Raw genomic sequence first — 17,303 nt, 5'->3', positions numbered from 1 at the left:
CGCGATCGACGGCCGTCGCTGCGACGCTCGGCGGGATGATCGCCGATCAGCTCTGAGTTCGCCGTCGCGGCGCTGCGAGGGAGTCCGGCTGCGCCTCGCTGTCGTCCGCCGGGAGCCGCGGATAGCGCACGTAATCGACGAGATCCTGGATCTCCGGGGGCGGCGGACGGGTCAGCAGGCTCACCAGCACGATCGTCGCGAATCCGAGCGGGACACCGAACACGCCCGCGGAGATAGGGTTGATATCGAACCAGGCCTGCGCCATCGAACCGCCGAAGAACGGATGGGTGCGCACCGCGTAGTACAGCGTGACCACGAGCCCGGCGAGCATGCCGGTAACCGCTCCGGGGCGGTTCGCGCGCTTCCAGAAGATTCCGAGCACCAGCGCGGGAAAGAACGCGGCGGCGGCAATCGAGAACGCGAGGCCGACCATGAACAGGATGTTGTCGGGGCGCATCGACGCGACCCACGCCGCGATCACCGCGACGACGAGCAGCTGGGATTTCGCGATCACCAGCCGGCGCTGCGTCGAGGCGTGTGGATTGACGACCTTGTAATAGAAGTCGTGCGAAAGCGCGTTCGAGATCGTCAGCAGCAGCCCGTCCGCGGTCGACAGCGCGGCCGCGAGTCCGCCCGCCGCGACCAGCCCCGACACGACGTACGGCAGGCCGGCAATCTCCGGCGTCGCGAGCAGGATCACGTCGGTGTTCAGGCGCAGTTCGGCCAGCTGCAGGATGCCGTCGCCATTGATGTCCTCGATCGCGACCATCCCGACCTTACCCCATGACGCGACCCAGTTCGGCAGCAGCGAAAGACTCGATCCGATGAGGTTGTTGTAGACCTCCCACTTCGCGAACACCGCGTAGGCCGGCGCCGTGACGTACAGCAGGAAGATGAAGAACAGCGACCAGAAAACCGAGCGTCGCGCTTCCACGACCCCCGGCGTGGTGTAGTAGCGCACGAGCACGTGCGGCAGGGCGGCGGTGCCGATCATCAGGACGAACACCAGCGCGAGGAAGTTGTTGCGCGCGACGCGCTTTTGCTCCGGCGTGTCGCCGGGGTGGGCCTCGGCGTGACGGGGCGGTGGCCGCGACCGCCCGGCGGCCTCGACGCGCGCCTGCTCCCACGTCGCCCGCGCCTGGTCGGGCGTCTTCGGCAGGTCGCGCAGCGCCCGTTCGGCGTGCGCGATTTCGCGCGCCGCGGCGTTGTCGATGCGCAGCCGGTTCAGGCGTTCGATCAGCGAACGCCGTTCTTCCTCGAGCGAATCCGGCAGCGCGGCGATCTTCGCTTCGTAATCCGCCGCGCGTTGGCCGAAGCGTTCGCGAACCTCGATTTCGCGCGGCTCGACGAACAGCTCGGTCTCCTTGGCGGAAAGCCTGTCGAGTACGCTGCCATACACTGCCGGCGGGACCGGTATGCCGGTGACCTTGTACGACAGGATCACCACCGGCGCGAGGTAGGCGACGATGAGGATCACGTACTGGGCGACCTGCGTCCATGTCACCGCACGCATGCCGCCGAGGAACGAACAGACGAGGATGCCCGCGAGGCCGACGAACAGGCCGATCTCGAACTCGACGCTGACGAAGCGGCTCGTGATCAGACCCACGCCGTAGATCTGCGCGACGAGATAGACGAAGCTCGCAAGCACCGTCGCCACGAGTCCGACGATGCGGGCGACATTGCCTTCGTAGCGCGCGCCGAGAAAGTCGGGAATCGTGTATTGGCCGAACTTGCGCAGGTAGGGCGCGAGCAGCAGCGCGACGAGAACGAAGCCGCCCGTCCAGCCGGTGACGAACGCGAGGCCTTCGAAACCGGAAAAGTACAGCGTGCCGGCCAGGCCGATGTAGGACGCCGCGCTCATCCAGTCGGCCGCGGTCGCCATGCCGTTGAAGACCGCCGGAACCCGCCGGCCGGCGACGTAATACTCCGACACGTCGGAGGTGCGGCTCATCACGCCGATGCCGGCATAGATCGCGATCGTCGCGAACAGGAACACGTGCCCGATGACCCCCGGCGACATGCCGAACTGTTCGCCGATCGCAAGCAGCCCGACGAACGCGAGAAAGCTGCCGGTGTACCAGCCGTAATAGCGCCGCAGGCGGCGGCCAAAGGCGGACTGCGTGGTCAAGACCGCACCGCTTCAGCCCAGTGGCCGGCCTGCAACCCGCGCACCGTCACGGGCACCCATCCGGGGTTCAATATTTGACCCTCGCGTAATACGATTTTTCGGCCGCCTGGCGCGCCTCGCCGAGCGTGCGGATGCCTTTTTCCGCGAGCAGGGGGATCAGCTTCAGCAGCACTTCGGCCGTCACGATCGCGTCACCGAGCGCGGTATGCCGGCCGATGATCGTCAGATTAAGGCGCTCGGCGATCGCTTCAAGGCGGTGCGACTCCTGGTTCGGATGGACCACCGCCGACAGCAGCAGCGTGTCGAGCACCGGCTGGTCGAAGCGCAGGCCCGTCAGGTTCTCCTTGAGCTGCAGGAAGCGCATGTCGAACGCCGCGTTGTGCGCGATCAGCACCGTGTCCTGCGCAAACGCGTGGAATGCCGGCAGCACCCTGGCGATCGTCGGCTGGCCGGCGAGCATGTCGGGCGTGATACCGTGGATCTTGACCGACTCCGGCGACACCCCGCGCTCCGGATCGATCAGCTGCTCGAAGGATTCCTGGCGCAGCAGCTTGCCGTTGACGATGCGCGTCGCGCCGATCTGGATGATCTCGTCGCCCTTCGACGGATCGAGCCCGGTCGTTTCAGTGTCGAAGACCGTGTAGGTCAGCTCGCTGAGCAGGCGATCCTCCAGCACATGCGATTTTTCCGACCATTTGAAGAGATCGAAATCGTAGTACTCGGGCCGCCCCTCGCCTTTGAGAAATGCCGCCGGGTCGAGCTCCTCCTGGGGCAGCGCGGCCGGCAGCACGATGCGAAAAAACGCGCGGTGGCGCACTTTCTCGCGCTCCAGCCACATCTCGCCGTCATTGCGCTCGATGACGTCGCGTACGGTGAGCGGGCTGTTCTCGTCGGCGAAGCGCATCGGTTCGAGCTCCCAGCTCATCACCGTCTCGGTGCTCATCGCCTGCCCCGACCAGATCAGGTCGAGGTGCACCAGGCGTCCCGCCCCGCTCAGCCGGAAACGCACCTCGCGTATCTCGAACTCGTCCGACAGCCGGCTCGCGAGGTAGGTCAGCGCCTGCAGCAGCGAGAAGCTGTCGACTTTCACCCACAGCGACTCGTCGACCTCCTCGAGCTTGGCCGGCACCTTCAGCACCTTGACGATGCGCCGCTGCGCCGCGGCAAGCAGGTCCGCGCCGAGCATCTCCTCGAGCGGCCAGCGCGCCTTCAGGGCATCGGCGAACTCGTTCGCGGTCTCGTCGAGCCGCCCGCTCATCGCGCGGATCTCGTCACGGATGACCTTGCGAAAGCGCTCCTGGAGCTCGCTCTGCAGATCGGGGTAGTCGAGCATTTCCGCCGCTGCCCGCACGTTCGCCAGCGCCGCGCGGTTGCCCTCGGTCAGCGTGTGCAGCATCTGGTCGCGGCGCGATTCGTTCTCGAAATTGCGCGTGATGTCGTCGAGCATCAGGATGAACCCGGTGATGCTGCGCTCGGGGGCATCCTCTTGCCCCACCGACAGCACCGGCGCCATCTGCGCCCGCAGCAGGTGACCCGCACGCGTCGTGGTGACGAATTTTGCCACCGGCTGCACGTTGCTGCGCCGCAGCCGATGCTGGATGCTTTCGAGCGCGTGGTTGATCAGGTTGCGGTCGAACACGCCATAGATCGAACGCCCGAGCCCGATCAGCTCGCCGCCGTTCGCCACTCCCGGAGCCTGCGACAGCGAGCGGAACTGCGCGCGCGCGCGGTTGTTGTAGAGCAGGATGCGTCCGTCGAGGTTGCAGACGAGAACGCTTTGCGTCAGCTCGGACATCAGCGCGGCGAGGCGGTTCTTCTCTTCCTCGAGCGACTCCTTCGCTCGCGCGATCTGCGCCTCGACGTCCTGCAGCAGCGCGTCGCGCTGTTCGGCCAGGGCATTGACGTAGCGTGCCAGCGCCTTCACTTCCGGCGGCCCCTCCTCCTTGACGCGAAACTCACGGTTTGCGCCGAGCATCAGGTTGAGGTTCTCCCCCATTCTCAGAAGACCCTGCACGTAGCGGCGAAAGAGGTTGCGCAGCACCGCGATGCCGACGACGAAGCCCATCAGGGTCATCAGCGCGCCCAGCGGCAGGTGCGGCGCGATCACGTCGATCAACAGTTCTCTGCTGCCTGCCGTCTCCAGCCACACCAGCAGTGCGGTGACGACGAACGGTCCGGTCATCAGCAACGCCAGGACGATCACCGCCAGCAGGAAACGTGTGCGTGCCGTCATCCGTCAGCTCGCCGCGAGCATGCTGCGCACGCACTCCACCAGCTCCTTCGTCGAGAACGGCTTGGTCATGTAGGCATCGGCCCCCAGCGCGAGCCCCTTGGCAACTTCGGTGTCGCGCCCTTTTGCCGTCAGCATCAGGACGCGCACCGACTGCAGGTCGGGATCAGCCTTGATTTCCTGGCACACCTCGAACCCGCTTTTCTTCGGCATCATCACGTCGAGCAGCACCAGGTCGGGCAACTCGGCGCGGATTCGCGCGATCGCCTCCTCGCCATCGTTGGCGATCGAAACCTCATACCCTTCGCGCTTCATCAGGAATTCGAGCGAAATGACGATGTTCTGTTCATCGTCCGCGATCAGTATCTTTTTGGCCATGCTTCTCCCTCTCTCCCGGCTATTCTATGTCATTGCACGACAGCCACCGTGTCGGGATGGGGAGCGTGCAGCGGCAGCACGAACGTAAATACCGTGCCGTGCCCCGGCGGCGACTCCACCCACAGCCGTCCGCCGAAATGCTCGACGATCTGGCGGCTGATCGGCAACCCGAGGCCAGTGCCCTGCGGCCGCGAACGCTCGTCGCCACCCTGCCGGAATTTCTCGAATATCACACCGTGCAACTCCGGCGGGATGCCCGGCCCGTTGTCCGACACCTCGACGCGCACCTGCCCCGCTTCGGACTTCAGCGCGACTCGGATGCGGCCCGCGCCCTGCGGCACGAACTTCGCCGCGTTCGACAGCAGGTTCAGCATCACCTGCACCAGCCGGTCGTGGTCCGCTTTCAGGTGCGGCGCTTCGTCCGGCAGCACCAGCTCGACGGTTGCGCCGCGGTCGCGGAACAGCTGGGCCGTGGTGTCGACGGCCTGCTCGACGAGCGCGCGCATGTCGATGTCGCTGTTGTGCCACTCCGCATGGCCGGATTCGATCTTGGCAAGGTCGAGCACCTGGTTCACGAGGCGCGTGAGGCGCTCCGTTTCGGACACGATGATGCCGAGAAATCGCATCCGGTCCGGGAGAGCGATGTCCGGATCGTCAAGCAGCATTTCGGAGAACGCGCGGATCGACGTCAGCGGCGTGCGCAGTTCATGCGACACCGACGACATGAAGTCGTCCTTGAGCCGGTCGAGTTCCTTCAGCCGCTCGTTGGCCGCGCGCAGTTCGGCGGTGGCCGATTCGAGCGCCCGCGACTTCTCCTCGAGCTCGTGCGAATACGCGCGCACCTGCGAAGCCTCGTCGAGAATGTCCATGACTTCGTCGAGTCCCAGCGGCTCCTCCTGCACGACCGAGGCCACCATGACGCGCGCGGAGGCGCTGCCGATCGCCCCGGCGAGCTGCGTTTCGGCGAACTGGACGAGCCCGGCATCGGGCTGGATCTGGTCGATGCCGGCGAGCCCGCGCTGCCGCGCATAGTCGGTGAACGCGCGCTTTGCGCGGGCCGTGCCGAGAAAGCGCGCCACGAGCGGCAGCAGGTCGCGCACCTGGGCGCTGCCGCGCCAGAACATCGCAGGGGACGTGCGGCCGCGCCGGAAGACATCGACGAAAAGCGTCGCCTGGCTCGCCTCCTGCCCGGTCGGCGTGCGCAGCAGCGAAACGAAAAGATAGCAGGCGATGTTGACCGTGAGACTCCAGAACAGCGCATGGCTGATGTTGTCGAGCCCCCGCAGCCCGAATAGCTGCTCGGGCTTGAGGAGCGCGAGGCCGAACAGGCCGTGGTCGAGGAATGCCGCATCGAGCCAGCCCGATTTCGCCACCGACGGCAGCATCAGCGTGTAGGCCCACACGGCGAAGCCCGCAAGCAGTCCGGCCAGCGCCCCTTCGCGCGTGCCGCCGCGCCAATACATCCCGCCGAGCATCACGGGGGCGAACTGCGCGACCGCGGCGAAGCTGATCAGGCCGATACTGACCAGCGCATAGGCTTCGCCGGCGAGGCGGAAATACAGATAACCGAGCAGCAGCACCCCGAGGATCGCGCCGCGCCGGATTCCCAGCAGCAGCCCGGTGAGATCGCCGTGCGCCGTACGGTTGAAGCTGCGGCTGCGCAGCACCAGCGGCATCACGAGGTCATTGCACACCATCGTCGACACCGCGATCGTCTCGACGATGACCATGCCGGTCGCGGCCGACAGTCCGCCGACGAAAGCGAGCAACGCCAGCGCGCTGTGGCCATGGGCGAGCGGCAGCGACAGCACGAAGGTGTCGGGGTCGACCGCGCCGCTGCCGAAAAACAGCAGGCCGCCGAGCGCGATCGGCAGCACGAAGATATTGATCAGGAACAGATACGTCGGGAACAGCCAGATTGCGCGGCGCAGGTGCTGTTCGTTCACGTTCTCGACGACCATGACCTGGAACTGGCGCGGCAGAAAGATCACCGACAGCATCGCCAGCACGGTCAGCGTGAACCATCCGCCATAGCCGGCGCCGCTGGCGCTCTCGACGGTGAGGAGCCCGGCGAGTTCCGGTTGGGCGAACGCGCGCGTGAAGAGATCGCCGAAACCGTCGTACATGCCGTACGTGACGAACGCGCCGATGACCAGAAAGGCGAGCAGCTTGACCACCGACTCGAACGCGATCGCGGCGACCATGCCTTCGTGCCGCTCGGTCGCATCGAGGTGGCGGGCGCCGAACAGGACCGTGAACACCGCCAGCGTCAGCGCGACGTACAGCGTGCTGTCGCCGATCCAGCTATCCGGCGCGAGCGGGAAGAACCGGTCGTCGCGCTCGCCGGTGAGCACCGCGTACCCGCTCGAGATCGCCTTCAGCTGCAGCGCGATGTACGGGATCATCCCGACCACCGCGATGATCGTGACCAGCCCGCCCAGCAGATGGCTCTTGCCGTAGCGGCTGGCGATGAAGTCGGCGATCGACGTGATGCGGTAGGTTTTCGCGATACGGATCATCTTCAGCATCACGATCCACGACAACGTCATCGCCAGCGTCGGGCCGAGATAGATCGGCAGGAACCACACGCCACCCGAGGCCGCGCGACCGACGCTGCCGAAATAGGTCCACGCCGTGCAATACACGCCGAGCGACAGCGCGTAGGTCCACGGATTCGAGATCACCGACCGCCCCTGTTCCGCGCGGCGATCGGCGAAATAGGCGACAGCGAAAAGGAGCAGCAGGTAGGCGAACGAGACGACGACGACGGCGGTGCTGGTGAGCATGCGGTCGCTCCTCAGCGTGCGCCACGCTCGGCGATCCACGCGACTGCGATCAGCAGCAGCGCCCAGATCCCGAACAGGAAAATCCACAGCATCGGCAGGCCGAGAAAAGGCTCGGGCCGATCGAACAGTGAAAGCACCGGATAATTGAACAGCAGCACGCCGGTCAGGAAAACCGCCACCAGCCGCTGTCCGGCAAGACCCTTGCGCATCATGGACTCCTCATGATGACGACGGCCACCGGATTATAGCGGCACGCGGAATTCGCCCTTCGCCGCCAGCACCGGCACGCTGAAAAAAAAGGCGCGCTTTCGCGCGCCTTCTCCTCCTCCCACATATGTCAGCCAGAGCGGCTGCCTCATTATTCTGGCCGGGGCCGGGCCTCTGCGGGCCCGTGCCCGGCAAGGGGTTCAGCTCAGCGGCTGGCCAAGCTGATCCAGGATCGCCGGATTCTCGAGGGTCGACGTGTCCTGGGTGATCTCCTCCCCCTTCGCCAGCTGACGCAGCAGCCGGCGCATGATCTTGCCCGAACGGGTCTTCGGCAGGTTCTCGCCGAAGCGGATGTCCTTCGGCTTCGCGATCGGCCCGATCTCGTGGCCGACCCAGTTCTGCAGTTCCTTGATGATCGCCTTCGCGTCTTCGCCGCTCGGGCGCGCACCCTTCAGCACGACGAACGCGACGACCGCCTCGCCGGTTACGTCGTCCGGACGGCCGACGACCGCGGCTTCGGCGACTTTCTCGTGCGCGACCAGCGCCGACTCGATTTCCATCGTGCCCATGCGGTGGCCGGAGACGTTCAGCACGTCGTCGATGCGGCCGGTGATCGTGAAGTAGCCGGTGTCCTTGTCGCGGATCGCGCCGTCGCCGGCCAGATACAGCTTGCCCTTGAAGTCGTCCGGGTAGTATGACTTCTTGAAGCGCTCCGGGTCACCCCAGATCGTGCGGATCATCGACGGCCACGGACGCTTGACGACGAGGATGCCGCCCTGCCCGTTCGGCACTTCGGTGCCGGTCTCGTCGACGACTGCGCACTGGATGCCCGGGAACGGCAGCGTGCACGAACCAGGCACCAGCGGCGTCGCACCCGGCATCGGCGTGATCATGTGCGCGCCGGTCTCGGTCTGCCAGAAGGTATCGACAATCGGGCAGCGACCGCCGCCGACGTTGTCGTAGTACCACTCCCACGCCGCCGGGTTGATCGGCTCGCCGACCGAGCCGAGGATGCGCAGACTCGACAGGTCGTATTTCTTCGGGTGCACCGCGGGATTGTTGTCCGCAGCCTTGATCAGTGAACGAATCGCGGTCGGCGCAGTGTAGAAGACCGTGACCTTGTGGTCCTGGATCATCTTCCAGAAACGCCCGGCGTCCGGGTAGGTCGGCACCCCTTCGAACACGATCTCAGTCGTGCCGCAGGCGAGCGGGCCGTAGGTGATGAAGGTGTGGCCAGTGACCCAGCCGATGTCGGCGGTGCACCAGAAGACGTCGTCCGGCTTGATGTCGAAGGTGTATTTCATCGACATGATCGCGTGCAGCAGGTAGCCGCCGGTCGAGTGCTGGACGCCTTTCGGCTTGCCGGTCGAGCCCGACGTGTAGAGCAGGAACAGCGGATGCTCCGCATCGACCCATTCCGGTTCGCAGGTATCCGGCTGGTTCGCGCAGACGTCGTGGAACCACTGGTCGCGGCCCTGCACCATCGCGGTCGCAGCGCCGGTGCGCTTGACGACGATGACGTTCTTGACGCTGTCGCAGCCGCCGAGCGATAGCGCCTCGTCGGCGATCGGCTTCAGCGGCAGCGCCTTGCCGCCGCGATGCTGGCCGTCGGAGGTGATCAGCGCGACGGCGCCGGCGTCGTTGATGCGGTCGCGCAGCGCCTGGGCCGAGAAGCCGCCGAACACGATCGAGTGGGTCGCGCCGATGCGGGCGCAGGCCTGCATCGCGACGACGCCTTCGATCGACATCGGCAGGTAGATGACGACGCGGTCGCCCTTCTTTACACCCATGCCGCGCAGCGCGTTCGCGAATCTGCTGACGCGGGACAGCAGATCCTTGTAGGTGACGCGGGTGACTTCGCCGTTGTCGGCTTCGAAGATCAGCGCGACCTTGTCGCCGAGACCGTTATCGACGTTGCGGTCGAGGCAGTTGTAGGAGACGTTGAGCTGGCCGTCGGCGAACCACTTGAAGAACGGGGCATTGCTCTCGTCGAGGACCTCGGTGAAAGGCTTCTTCCACTCGATCAGTTCGCGGGCGTTGCGCGCCCAGAATCCTTCGTAGTCGTCTTCCGCTTCCTTGCACAACGCAAGATAGGCTTCCATGCCGGAAACCGCGGCGTTCTTGACCATCTCTTCCGAAGGCTTATAGATGCGCGTCTGGGTCTGCTGTTCGTTCGACATATTCACCTCTCCTCAACTGTTCTGAATGGTTGAAGCTGCCCTGTTGCGGGGCGGCCGGTGGGTTCCAGCCTGTATTGTCGTTCGCGAAAGGCTCCGCGATCTGGTGCGCATTTAAGAGCAACTATCTTACACAGGACTTACACGCCTTGCGGGTGCCGTAAATCGGGTCTCTTCCTGCACTGCAACACGCATCCGGCGTCAGACTGATAGAATTGCGGCCCCTTGCCCGCCACCTTGGAGACGCATCATGACCGTGATTCGCGAAGAAGACCTCATTCAGTCCGTCGCGGATGCCTTTCAGTTCATCAGCTATTATCACCCCCTCGACTTCATCGAGGCGCTCGGCGAGGCCTGGAAGCACGAGGAAAGCCCGGCGGCGAAGGACGCCATCGCGCAGATCCTGACGAACTCGCGCCTGTGCGCCGAAGGCCACCGCCCGATCTGCCAGGACACCGGCATCGCCGTCGTCTTCCTCAAGGTCGGCATGAACGTGCAGTGGGACGCGACGATGAGCGTCCAGGAAATGATCAACGAGGGCGTGCGCCGCGCGTACACCAATCCGGACAACAAGCTGCGCGCCTCGGTGCTGCTCGACCCGGCCGGCGCACGGCAGAACAGCAAGGACAACACGCCGGCGGTCGTGCATTACGAGATCGTGCCGGGCGACCACGTCGAAGTCACCTGTGCGGCCAAGGGCGGCGGCTCCGAGAACAAGACCAAGTTCTACGCGCTCAACCCGTCCGACTCGATCGTCGACTGGGTGCTGAAGACCGTGCCGACGATGGGCGCCGGCTGGTGTCCGCCGGGCATCCTCGGCATCGGCATCGGCGGCACGCCGGAGAAGGCGATGCTGCTGGCGAAGGAATCGCTGATGGCGCCGGTCGACATCCACGAACTGCGCGCGAAGGCCGCTGCCGGCGCTCAGCTTTCGCGCGTCGAGGAACTGCGCCTCGAGCTGATGGACAAGGTCAATGCGCTCGGCATCGGCGCGCAGGGTCTCGGCGGCCTGACCACGGTGCTCGACGTCAAGATCCTCGACTACCCGACGCACGCTGCAAGCCTGCCGGTCGCGATGATCCCGAACTGCGCGGCGACCCGCCACGTGCATTTCGAACTCGACGGCTCCGGCCCGGCGAAGCTCGAGGCACCGAAGCTCGAGGACTGGCCGGACGTCACCTGGCAGGCCGACACCAAGGTCGCGACGCGGGTGAATCTCGACACGCTGACGAAGGAGGAAGTCGCCTCGTGGCAGCCCGGCCAGGTGCTGCTCCTGAACGGCAAGATGCTGACCGGCCGCGACGCCGCGCACAAGCGCATCGCCGACATGCTCGCAAAGGGCGAGAAGCTGCCGGTCGACTTCACCAACCGCGTGATCTACTACGTCGGCCCGGTCGACCCGGTGCGCGACGAAGTCGTCGGCCCGGCCGGCCCGACCACTGCGACGCGCATGGACAAGTTCACCCGCATGATGCTCGAGCAGACCGGCCTGATCTCGATGGTCGGCAAGGCCGAGCGCGGTCCCGCAGCGATCGACGCGATCCGTGACAACAAGTCGGCGTACCTGATGGCGGTCGGCGGCGCGGCCTACCTCGTTGCAAAAGCGATCAAGACCGCGCGGGTAGCGGGCTTCGCCGATCTGGGCATGGAAGCGATCTACGAGTTCGACGTGCAGGACATGCCTGTCACCGTCGCGGTCGATTCGAACGGCACCAGCGTCCATGAAACCGGCCCGAAAACGTGGCAGGCGAAGATCGGAAAAATCCCGGTCGCCACCGCCTGATCACTGCCTCCTTTCGTCGCGCCGAACCCGATCGGGAAACCGGTCGGGTTTTTTTCGCCGTCGCCCCGCATGCCAGGGGCTGAAATTGATGGAAGGGGAACTTTCAGGAAATCCCGGCGCGCAAGCTATTGACAATGACGAAAAACCTCAAGCCATTTCGTTGTTTTTAACATAATATATTGAATATAAAAGAAAATACTCAGCACTGCTAGAACAAATCCGTTTTTCATAACTTGATTCAAATCATGGAGACCCCTTCCCCTGCTGCTCAGAATGCGTCTAACCTTCGGGTTATCCATCAATCACTCGGACGCATGACAAAACAATGAGGGGAAAACCATGAGCGGCACCTTCACAAAGGCGATGGCTCGCAACATCTTCTATGGCGGGACAGTGTTCTTCTTCCTGCTTCTGGTGGCGTTGACCGTTGACACGACGACCAACCTCCACAAGTCGGACAACAGCGCCAACCTGACACCCCAGGTGATGGCGGGCAAACACGTATGGGAAACGCGCAACTGCATCGGTTGCCACACCCTGCTGGGTGAAGGTGCGTACTTCGCGCCGGAACTCGGGAACGTCTATCCGCGGCGCGGGCCGGAGTTCATCAAGGCGTGGATCCAGTCACAGCCGACCGGGGCACCGGGACGCCGGCAGATGCCGCAGTTCCATCTCACCGATCAGGAACTGGACGACCTGGTGGCCTTCCTGAAGTACTCCTCCGAGATCAACACCCAGAAATGGCCTCCCAACATCGAGGGCTGAACGCAGCGAATCGAAAACATCAAGGGGATAACACACCATGAAATACACCTCGCAATCGGTCGCACTGCCCTATTTCATAGCGGCGATCGGTCTTTTCGTCGGCCAGATCGTGTTCGGTCTGGCGATGGGCCTGCAGTACGTGGTCGGCGATTTCCTGTTTCCGGAAATCCCGTTCAACGTCGCCCGGATGGTCCACACCAACCTCCTGATCGTCTGGCTGCTGTTCGGCTTCATGGGCGCCGCCTACTACCTGATCCCGGAAGAAACCGAAACCGAACTCTATAGCCCGAAGCTCGCGCTGCTGATGTTCTGGATCTTCCTGATCGCCGGCGCGGCGACGATCCTCGGCTACCTGCTCGTCGACTACAACACGCTCGCCGCGGCCACCGGGAACAACATCCTGGCGACGATGGGCCGGGAGTTCCTCGAGCAACCGCTGCTGACGAAGATCGGTATCGTCATCGTCACGCTCGCGTTCCTCTTCAACATCAGCATGACGATGTTGAAAGGCCGCAAGACGGTGATCAGCATCGTCATGCTGCTCGGCCTGTGGGGCCTGGCGATCTTCTTCCTGTTCTCGTTCTACAACCCGGGCAACCTGGTGAAGGACAAGTTCTACTGGTGGTGGGTCGTTCACCTCTGGGTGGAAGGCGTGTGGGAACTGATCATGGCCGCGATGCTCGCCTTCGTGCTGATCAAGGTCACCGGCGTCGACCGTGAAGTCATCGAGAAGTGGCTGTACGTGATCATCACGCTGGCGCTCGTCACCGGCCTGATCGGCACCGGCCACCACTACTTCTGGATCGGCACGCCGGGCTACTGGCAGTGGTGGGGTTCGATCTTCTCGGCGCTGGAACCGATCCCGTTCTTCGCGATGACCGTCTTCGCGTTCAACATGGTCAACCGTCGCCGCCGCGAGCATCCGAACAAGGCTGCCGTGCTGTGGGCGCTGGGTACCGGCGTGATGGCCTTCCTCGGCGCGGGCGTGTGGGGTTTCCTGCATACGCTGGCTCCGGTGAACTTCTACACGCACGGTTCGCAGATCACCGCGGCCCACGGCCACATGGCGTTCTATGGCGCCTACGTGCTGGTGGTGCTGACGATCATCAGCTACGCGATGCCGTTGCTGCGCGGTCGTGCGGCGAACAGCCAGCGCGCCCAGGTGGTTGAAATGTGGAGCTTCTGGCTGATGACGATCTCGATGGTCTTCATCACGCTGTTCCTCACTGCCGCCGGCATCCTGCAGGTCTGGCTGCAGCGCGTCTCCGACACGCCGATGCCGTTCATGCAGGTGCAGGACCAGATCTCGCTGTTCTACTGGATGCGCCTGTGGGCGGGTGTGGTGTTCGCGGTCGGCCTGGTCACCTACGTGACGAGTTTCTTCGTCAAGGGTGAAAGCAAGCCGCTGATCACCCCCTGAGCAGTCTCGAAAGCGGTCCTTCGACGGCGTTGAAGGACAGAACCACGGGGCGGCGCGAGCCGCCCTTTTTTCTTTCTGCTCACGCAAATCGTTCTCGTTACATCTCCGCGGAATGAATTAACCAGAATCAAGGTCCGGAAGGGGTACGCTCCCTAGACTGGACCCATGAATACGAGCAGCCAAACCCTGATGACACCCCTCCCCGCCTCCAACTCCGCGTCGGAGACCACGGCGCGACGCCTTCCCGGCGACCTCGCGATATGGTTCTTCATCCTCGCCGAGTTGCTGGCGTTCGGCGTGTTCTTCGTCGTATACGCCTTCACGCGCGCCAATCACGTCGAACTCTTCAACGCCGAACAGCTCACGCTCGACCGCACCTCCGGTGCGATCAACACCGTGCTGTTGCTGACCTCGAGCTTCTTCGTCGTGCGCGCCGTGCAGGTCGCCGAAGCCGGCTTCAGTCGCCGCGCCGCGCCGTGGCTGGCCGCAGCGTTCGCGTGCGGCGCCGGTTTCGTCGTCGTGAAGATCTTCGAGTACGCGGAGAAGATCGGTGCCGGCATCAGCCTGTCGTCGAGCACGTTCTACATGTTCTACCTGTCGCTGACGTTCTTCCACTTCATGCACGTGATCCTCGGCATGGTGATCATCGCGGCGATGTGGAACGGCGCTCGAACCGGGCGCTACGGTCCCGACAACATGAACGGGATCGAGACCGGCGCGGCGTACTGGCACATGGTCGATCTGGTATGGCTGATCCTGTTCCCGCTGATCTACGTGATGCGCTGAGAGGTCCAAGACAATGCAATCCTCGCTTTCCTCCCCCCGGCACGCCTCGTCCCACGGCACGCCGAATCGCGCCGCGATCATCTGGGCAGCGCTGATCTTCGCCACGATGCTGACGTGGACGGTCGGCGAACGCGCCGATGCCGGTCCTGCGATCACCGCCCTCCTGATGACGATCGCGTTCGCCAAGGGCACCCTGATCATTCTCGACTACATGGCGTTGCGCCGTGCGCCGCTGATGTGGCCGCTGATCGCGCTCGGCTGGATGCTCCTGGTCTGCTCGATGATCGGCCTGGCCTACTGGAAAGGACTTGCCGCATGAAGATGGAAACGTCCCTCAGGGAAATTCCGTTCTACGAACCGGCCGGCGATGAAATCAGCGTGTTCGAGCACGCGTGGAAAAACCGCCTGCCGCTGCTGATCAAGGGGCCGACCGGCTGCGGCAAGACGCGTTTCGTCGCGCACATGGCGGCAAAGCTCGGCCTGCCGCTCTACACGGTCGCCTGCCACGACGACCTGACGGCCGCCGATCTCGTCGGCCGCCACCTGATCGGCGATGGCCAGACCGTGTGGTGCGACGGTCCGCTGACGCGCGCGGTGCGCGAAGGCGGCATCTGCTACCTTGACGAAGTCGTCGAGGCGCGCAAGGACACCACGGTGGTGTTGCACCCGCTTGCCGACGACCGCCGCATCCTGCCGATCGACCGCACCGGCGAGCTGCTGTCCGCGCCGCCGTCGTTCATGCTTGTCGTCTCGTACAACCCCGGTTACCAGAACCTGCTGAAAGGCATGAAGCCGTCGACGCGCCAGCGCTTCGTCAGCCTGCGCTTCGATTTCCCCGCCAGCGCCCGCGAGGAATCGATCCTGCTCGGCGAAGCCGGCTGCGCGCCCGATCTCGCGCGTCGCCTGGTGTCGATCGCGCACGCGTTGCGCACGCTGAAAGACCAGGACCTCGAGGAAGCGGCGAGCACCCGGCTGCTCGTCTATGCGGCGCTGCTGGTGCGCGACGGCATGGATCCGGTCACCGCGTGTCGCGCGGCGATCGTCGAGAGCCTGACCGACGACCCCGAAGTTGCCGAAGCATTGATGGAAGTCGTGGCGGCGACCTTCGGCCGCTGAAACCAGGCCGGCAGCCGGTCCGAGCGCAAGGAATCGACGCGATGCCAGAGCCGGAACACGATCTGCTGAAGGAAGACATGCCCGGGCCGCCGCTCGCGGTGGCGGCCGAGGCGCTGTTCCTCGTGAACCTGATGATCGCCCCCGGCCTCGCATTCATCATCCTCGTCGTGCTGTGGTGGCGGCATCGGTCCAGCGCTCCGGCGCTCGCGCGCAATCACCTCAAGCAGACCGTCGTCGCCAGTCTGTGGGGCGGCGGCATGCTGGTTGGGGTCAGCGTCGCGGTGTTCCTGCTCGGCGGCTTCACGAACCCGTGGTCGTGGGTCGTCGGGGTGCTGTACTTCGTCTGCTTCCACGCCATGCTGATCCTGTTCGGCGTGATCGGTCTGAACCGCGCAATGCTCGCCCGTCCCTACCGTTTTCCCCTCATCGGCCCGAAGCTCGTCGAATAGACCATGAACGCCCCGCAGTTTTCACCCCTTTCACCGCAGACGTCGCCCGATCCGGTGCAGCCCGACAAGCCGGTGGCCGCGCGCCAGCCGTCGCGCCGGGTCATCCCGATCGCCGCGGCGAAACCGGCCGGGCACAACCGCACGCAGAAAAAGCGCATCGCGTTCCAGATCGGCTTTTTCACGCTGTTCATCCTCGGGCCGGTGCTCGACCTGTTCCGCTACGACCTCGTCGCCGGCCATGCCTGGCTGCTCGGCATGGAATGGCGCCTGGGGCTCGACGACTTCGTCGCCGGCCGCATCAGCGCCCTCGAAGCCGGTTCGAACGTGATGTTCCGGCTGTTCGTGCCGATCTTCGTCGGCGGGGCCGCTTTCCTGTGGGTCTCGTGGAAGTGGGGGCGACTTTACTGCGGCTGGCTGTGCCCGCATTTTTCGGTCGTCGAAACGATCAACAAGCTGATGCAGCGCGCATCGGGCAAACCGAGCGTGTGGGTCCGGGAGCCGCTGCCGCCGTGGAAGGCCGACGGCACGCCGTGGCGCCCTGATGCACGCTGGTGGGCAGTCGTCGTGCCGGCCGCAGTGTTCTTCGCATTCCTGTGGTCGGTGGTGTTTCTGAGTTACCTGCTGCCTCCGGCCGAAGTCTACGGCAACCTCTTCGGCGGCGAGTTCACGCGCAACCAGACGATCTTCCTCTCCGCGGCGACCGTCGTGCTGACGATGGAATTCCTTTTTGCCCGTCACCTCTTCTGCCGTTACGCCTGCGCGGTCGGCCTGTTCCAGAGCCTGGCCTGGATGAGCAACCGCGACGCGATGGTCGTCGGTTTCCAGAGAAAGCGCGCCGTCGACTGCGCCAGCTGCCTGCCCGACCGGCAGTCCGCCTGCGACGCGGTCTGTCCGCTGCGGCTGACCCCGCGCAACATCAAGCGCCTGATGTTCACCTGCACGCAGTGCGCGCAGTGCGTCGAAGCCTGCGAGCAGAGCCAGCGCGACAACCCCCGGGGGCCGCTGCTCGCGTGGGTGAGCAGCGAAGCCGCACGCCAGAATGAAGCCGGGTTCCGCTCCGGCAAGGAACGATAGG

At 64.7% G+C, this 17,303-nt stretch carries 14 protein-coding genes; 8 read left to right on the top strand and 6 right to left on the bottom strand.

The features are described from left to right. Positions 1–46: 46 nt before the first annotated feature. The 6 genes from pbN1_RS15590 to acs form a co-directional block, all read right to left on the bottom strand. Entirely contained in the window at positions 47–2,131 is a 2,085-nt protein-coding gene (locus pbN1_RS15590) for a sodium:solute symporter family protein (RefSeq protein ID WP_169118117.1), read from the bottom strand. Between the two features lie 67 nt (positions 2,132–2,198). Then, positions 2,199–4,364 (bottom strand): 3'-5' exonuclease, encoded by a 2,166-nt coding sequence (locus tag pbN1_RS15585; protein ID WP_169202019.1) that lies wholly within the window; start codon positions 4,362–4,364, stop codon positions 2,199–2,201. A 3-nt stretch (positions 4,365–4,367) separates the two neighbouring features. Next, positions 4,368–4,739, bottom strand: a complete 372-nt coding sequence (locus tag pbN1_RS15580; protein ID WP_011235953.1) for a response regulator transcription factor — start codon at positions 4,737–4,739, stop codon at positions 4,368–4,370. 29 nt (positions 4,740–4,768) lie between these two features. Beyond that, positions 4,769–7,525 carry a sensor histidine kinase gene (locus pbN1_RS15575; RefSeq protein WP_169202018.1) on the bottom strand — a complete coding sequence of 919 codons (2,757 nt, stop codon included), beginning with the start codon at positions 7,523–7,525 and terminating at the stop codon, positions 4,769–4,771. A gap of 11 nt (positions 7,526–7,536) precedes the next feature. Next, entirely contained in the window at positions 7,537–7,734 is a 198-nt protein-coding gene (locus pbN1_RS15570; RefSeq protein WP_210147762.1) for a hypothetical protein, read from the bottom strand. A 198-nt stretch (positions 7,735–7,932) separates the two neighbouring features. After that, positions 7,933–9,912, bottom strand: a complete 1,980-nt coding sequence (gene acs / locus pbN1_RS15565) for an acetate--CoA ligase (RefSeq protein ID WP_169202016.1) — start codon at positions 9,910–9,912, stop codon at positions 7,933–7,935. A gap of 247 nt (positions 9,913–10,159) precedes the next feature. Here acs and pbN1_RS15560 point away from each other — a divergent pair, with 247 nt between their 5' ends. From pbN1_RS15560 to pbN1_RS15525, 8 genes are all read left to right on the top strand, one after another. After that, positions 10,160–11,692, top strand: a complete 1,533-nt coding sequence (locus pbN1_RS15560; protein WP_169202015.1) for a fumarate hydratase — start codon at positions 10,160–10,162, stop codon at positions 11,690–11,692. A 339-nt stretch (positions 11,693–12,031) separates the two neighbouring features. Then, entirely contained in the window at positions 12,032–12,457 is a 426-nt protein-coding gene (locus pbN1_RS15555) for a c-type cytochrome (protein WP_169202014.1), read from the top strand. A gap of 37 nt (positions 12,458–12,494) precedes the next feature. Next, entirely contained in the window at positions 12,495–13,877 is a 1,383-nt protein-coding gene (locus tag pbN1_RS15550; RefSeq protein WP_169202013.1) for a cbb3-type cytochrome c oxidase subunit I, read from the top strand. A 189-nt stretch (positions 13,878–14,066) separates the two neighbouring features. Then, entirely contained in the window at positions 14,067–14,663 is a 597-nt protein-coding gene (locus pbN1_RS15545; RefSeq protein ID WP_210147533.1) for a cytochrome c oxidase subunit 3 family protein, read from the top strand. 13 nt (positions 14,664–14,676) lie between these two features. Continuing rightward, on the top strand, positions 14,677–14,982 hold the full coding sequence (locus pbN1_RS15540) for a cytochrome C oxidase subunit IV family protein (RefSeq protein WP_169202011.1): 306 nt from the start codon (positions 14,677–14,679) through the stop codon (positions 14,980–14,982). Further along, positions 14,979–15,779: a CbbQ/NirQ/NorQ/GpvN family protein gene (locus pbN1_RS15535; RefSeq protein ID WP_169202010.1), complete on the top strand. Its 801-nt coding sequence runs from the start codon at positions 14,979–14,981 to the stop codon at positions 15,777–15,779. The genes pbN1_RS15540 and pbN1_RS15535 overlap by 4 nt, the downstream gene beginning before the upstream one ends. A 41-nt stretch (positions 15,780–15,820) precedes the next feature. Further along, positions 15,821–16,228 (top strand): hypothetical protein, encoded by a 408-nt coding sequence (locus tag pbN1_RS15530; protein WP_169202009.1) that lies wholly within the window; start codon positions 15,821–15,823, stop codon positions 16,226–16,228. Positions 16,229–16,231: 3 nt separating this feature from the next. After that, positions 16,232–17,302: a 4Fe-4S binding protein gene (locus pbN1_RS15525; RefSeq protein WP_211161403.1), complete on the top strand. Its 1,071-nt coding sequence runs from the start codon at positions 16,232–16,234 to the stop codon at positions 17,300–17,302. Position 17,303 lies beyond the last annotated feature (1 nt).

The organism is Aromatoleum bremense, assembly GCF_017894365.1.
Lineage (GTDB): Bacteria > Pseudomonadota > Gammaproteobacteria > Burkholderiales > Rhodocyclaceae > Aromatoleum > Aromatoleum bremense.
This window is presented reverse-complemented; position numbering and strand designations above follow the sequence as displayed.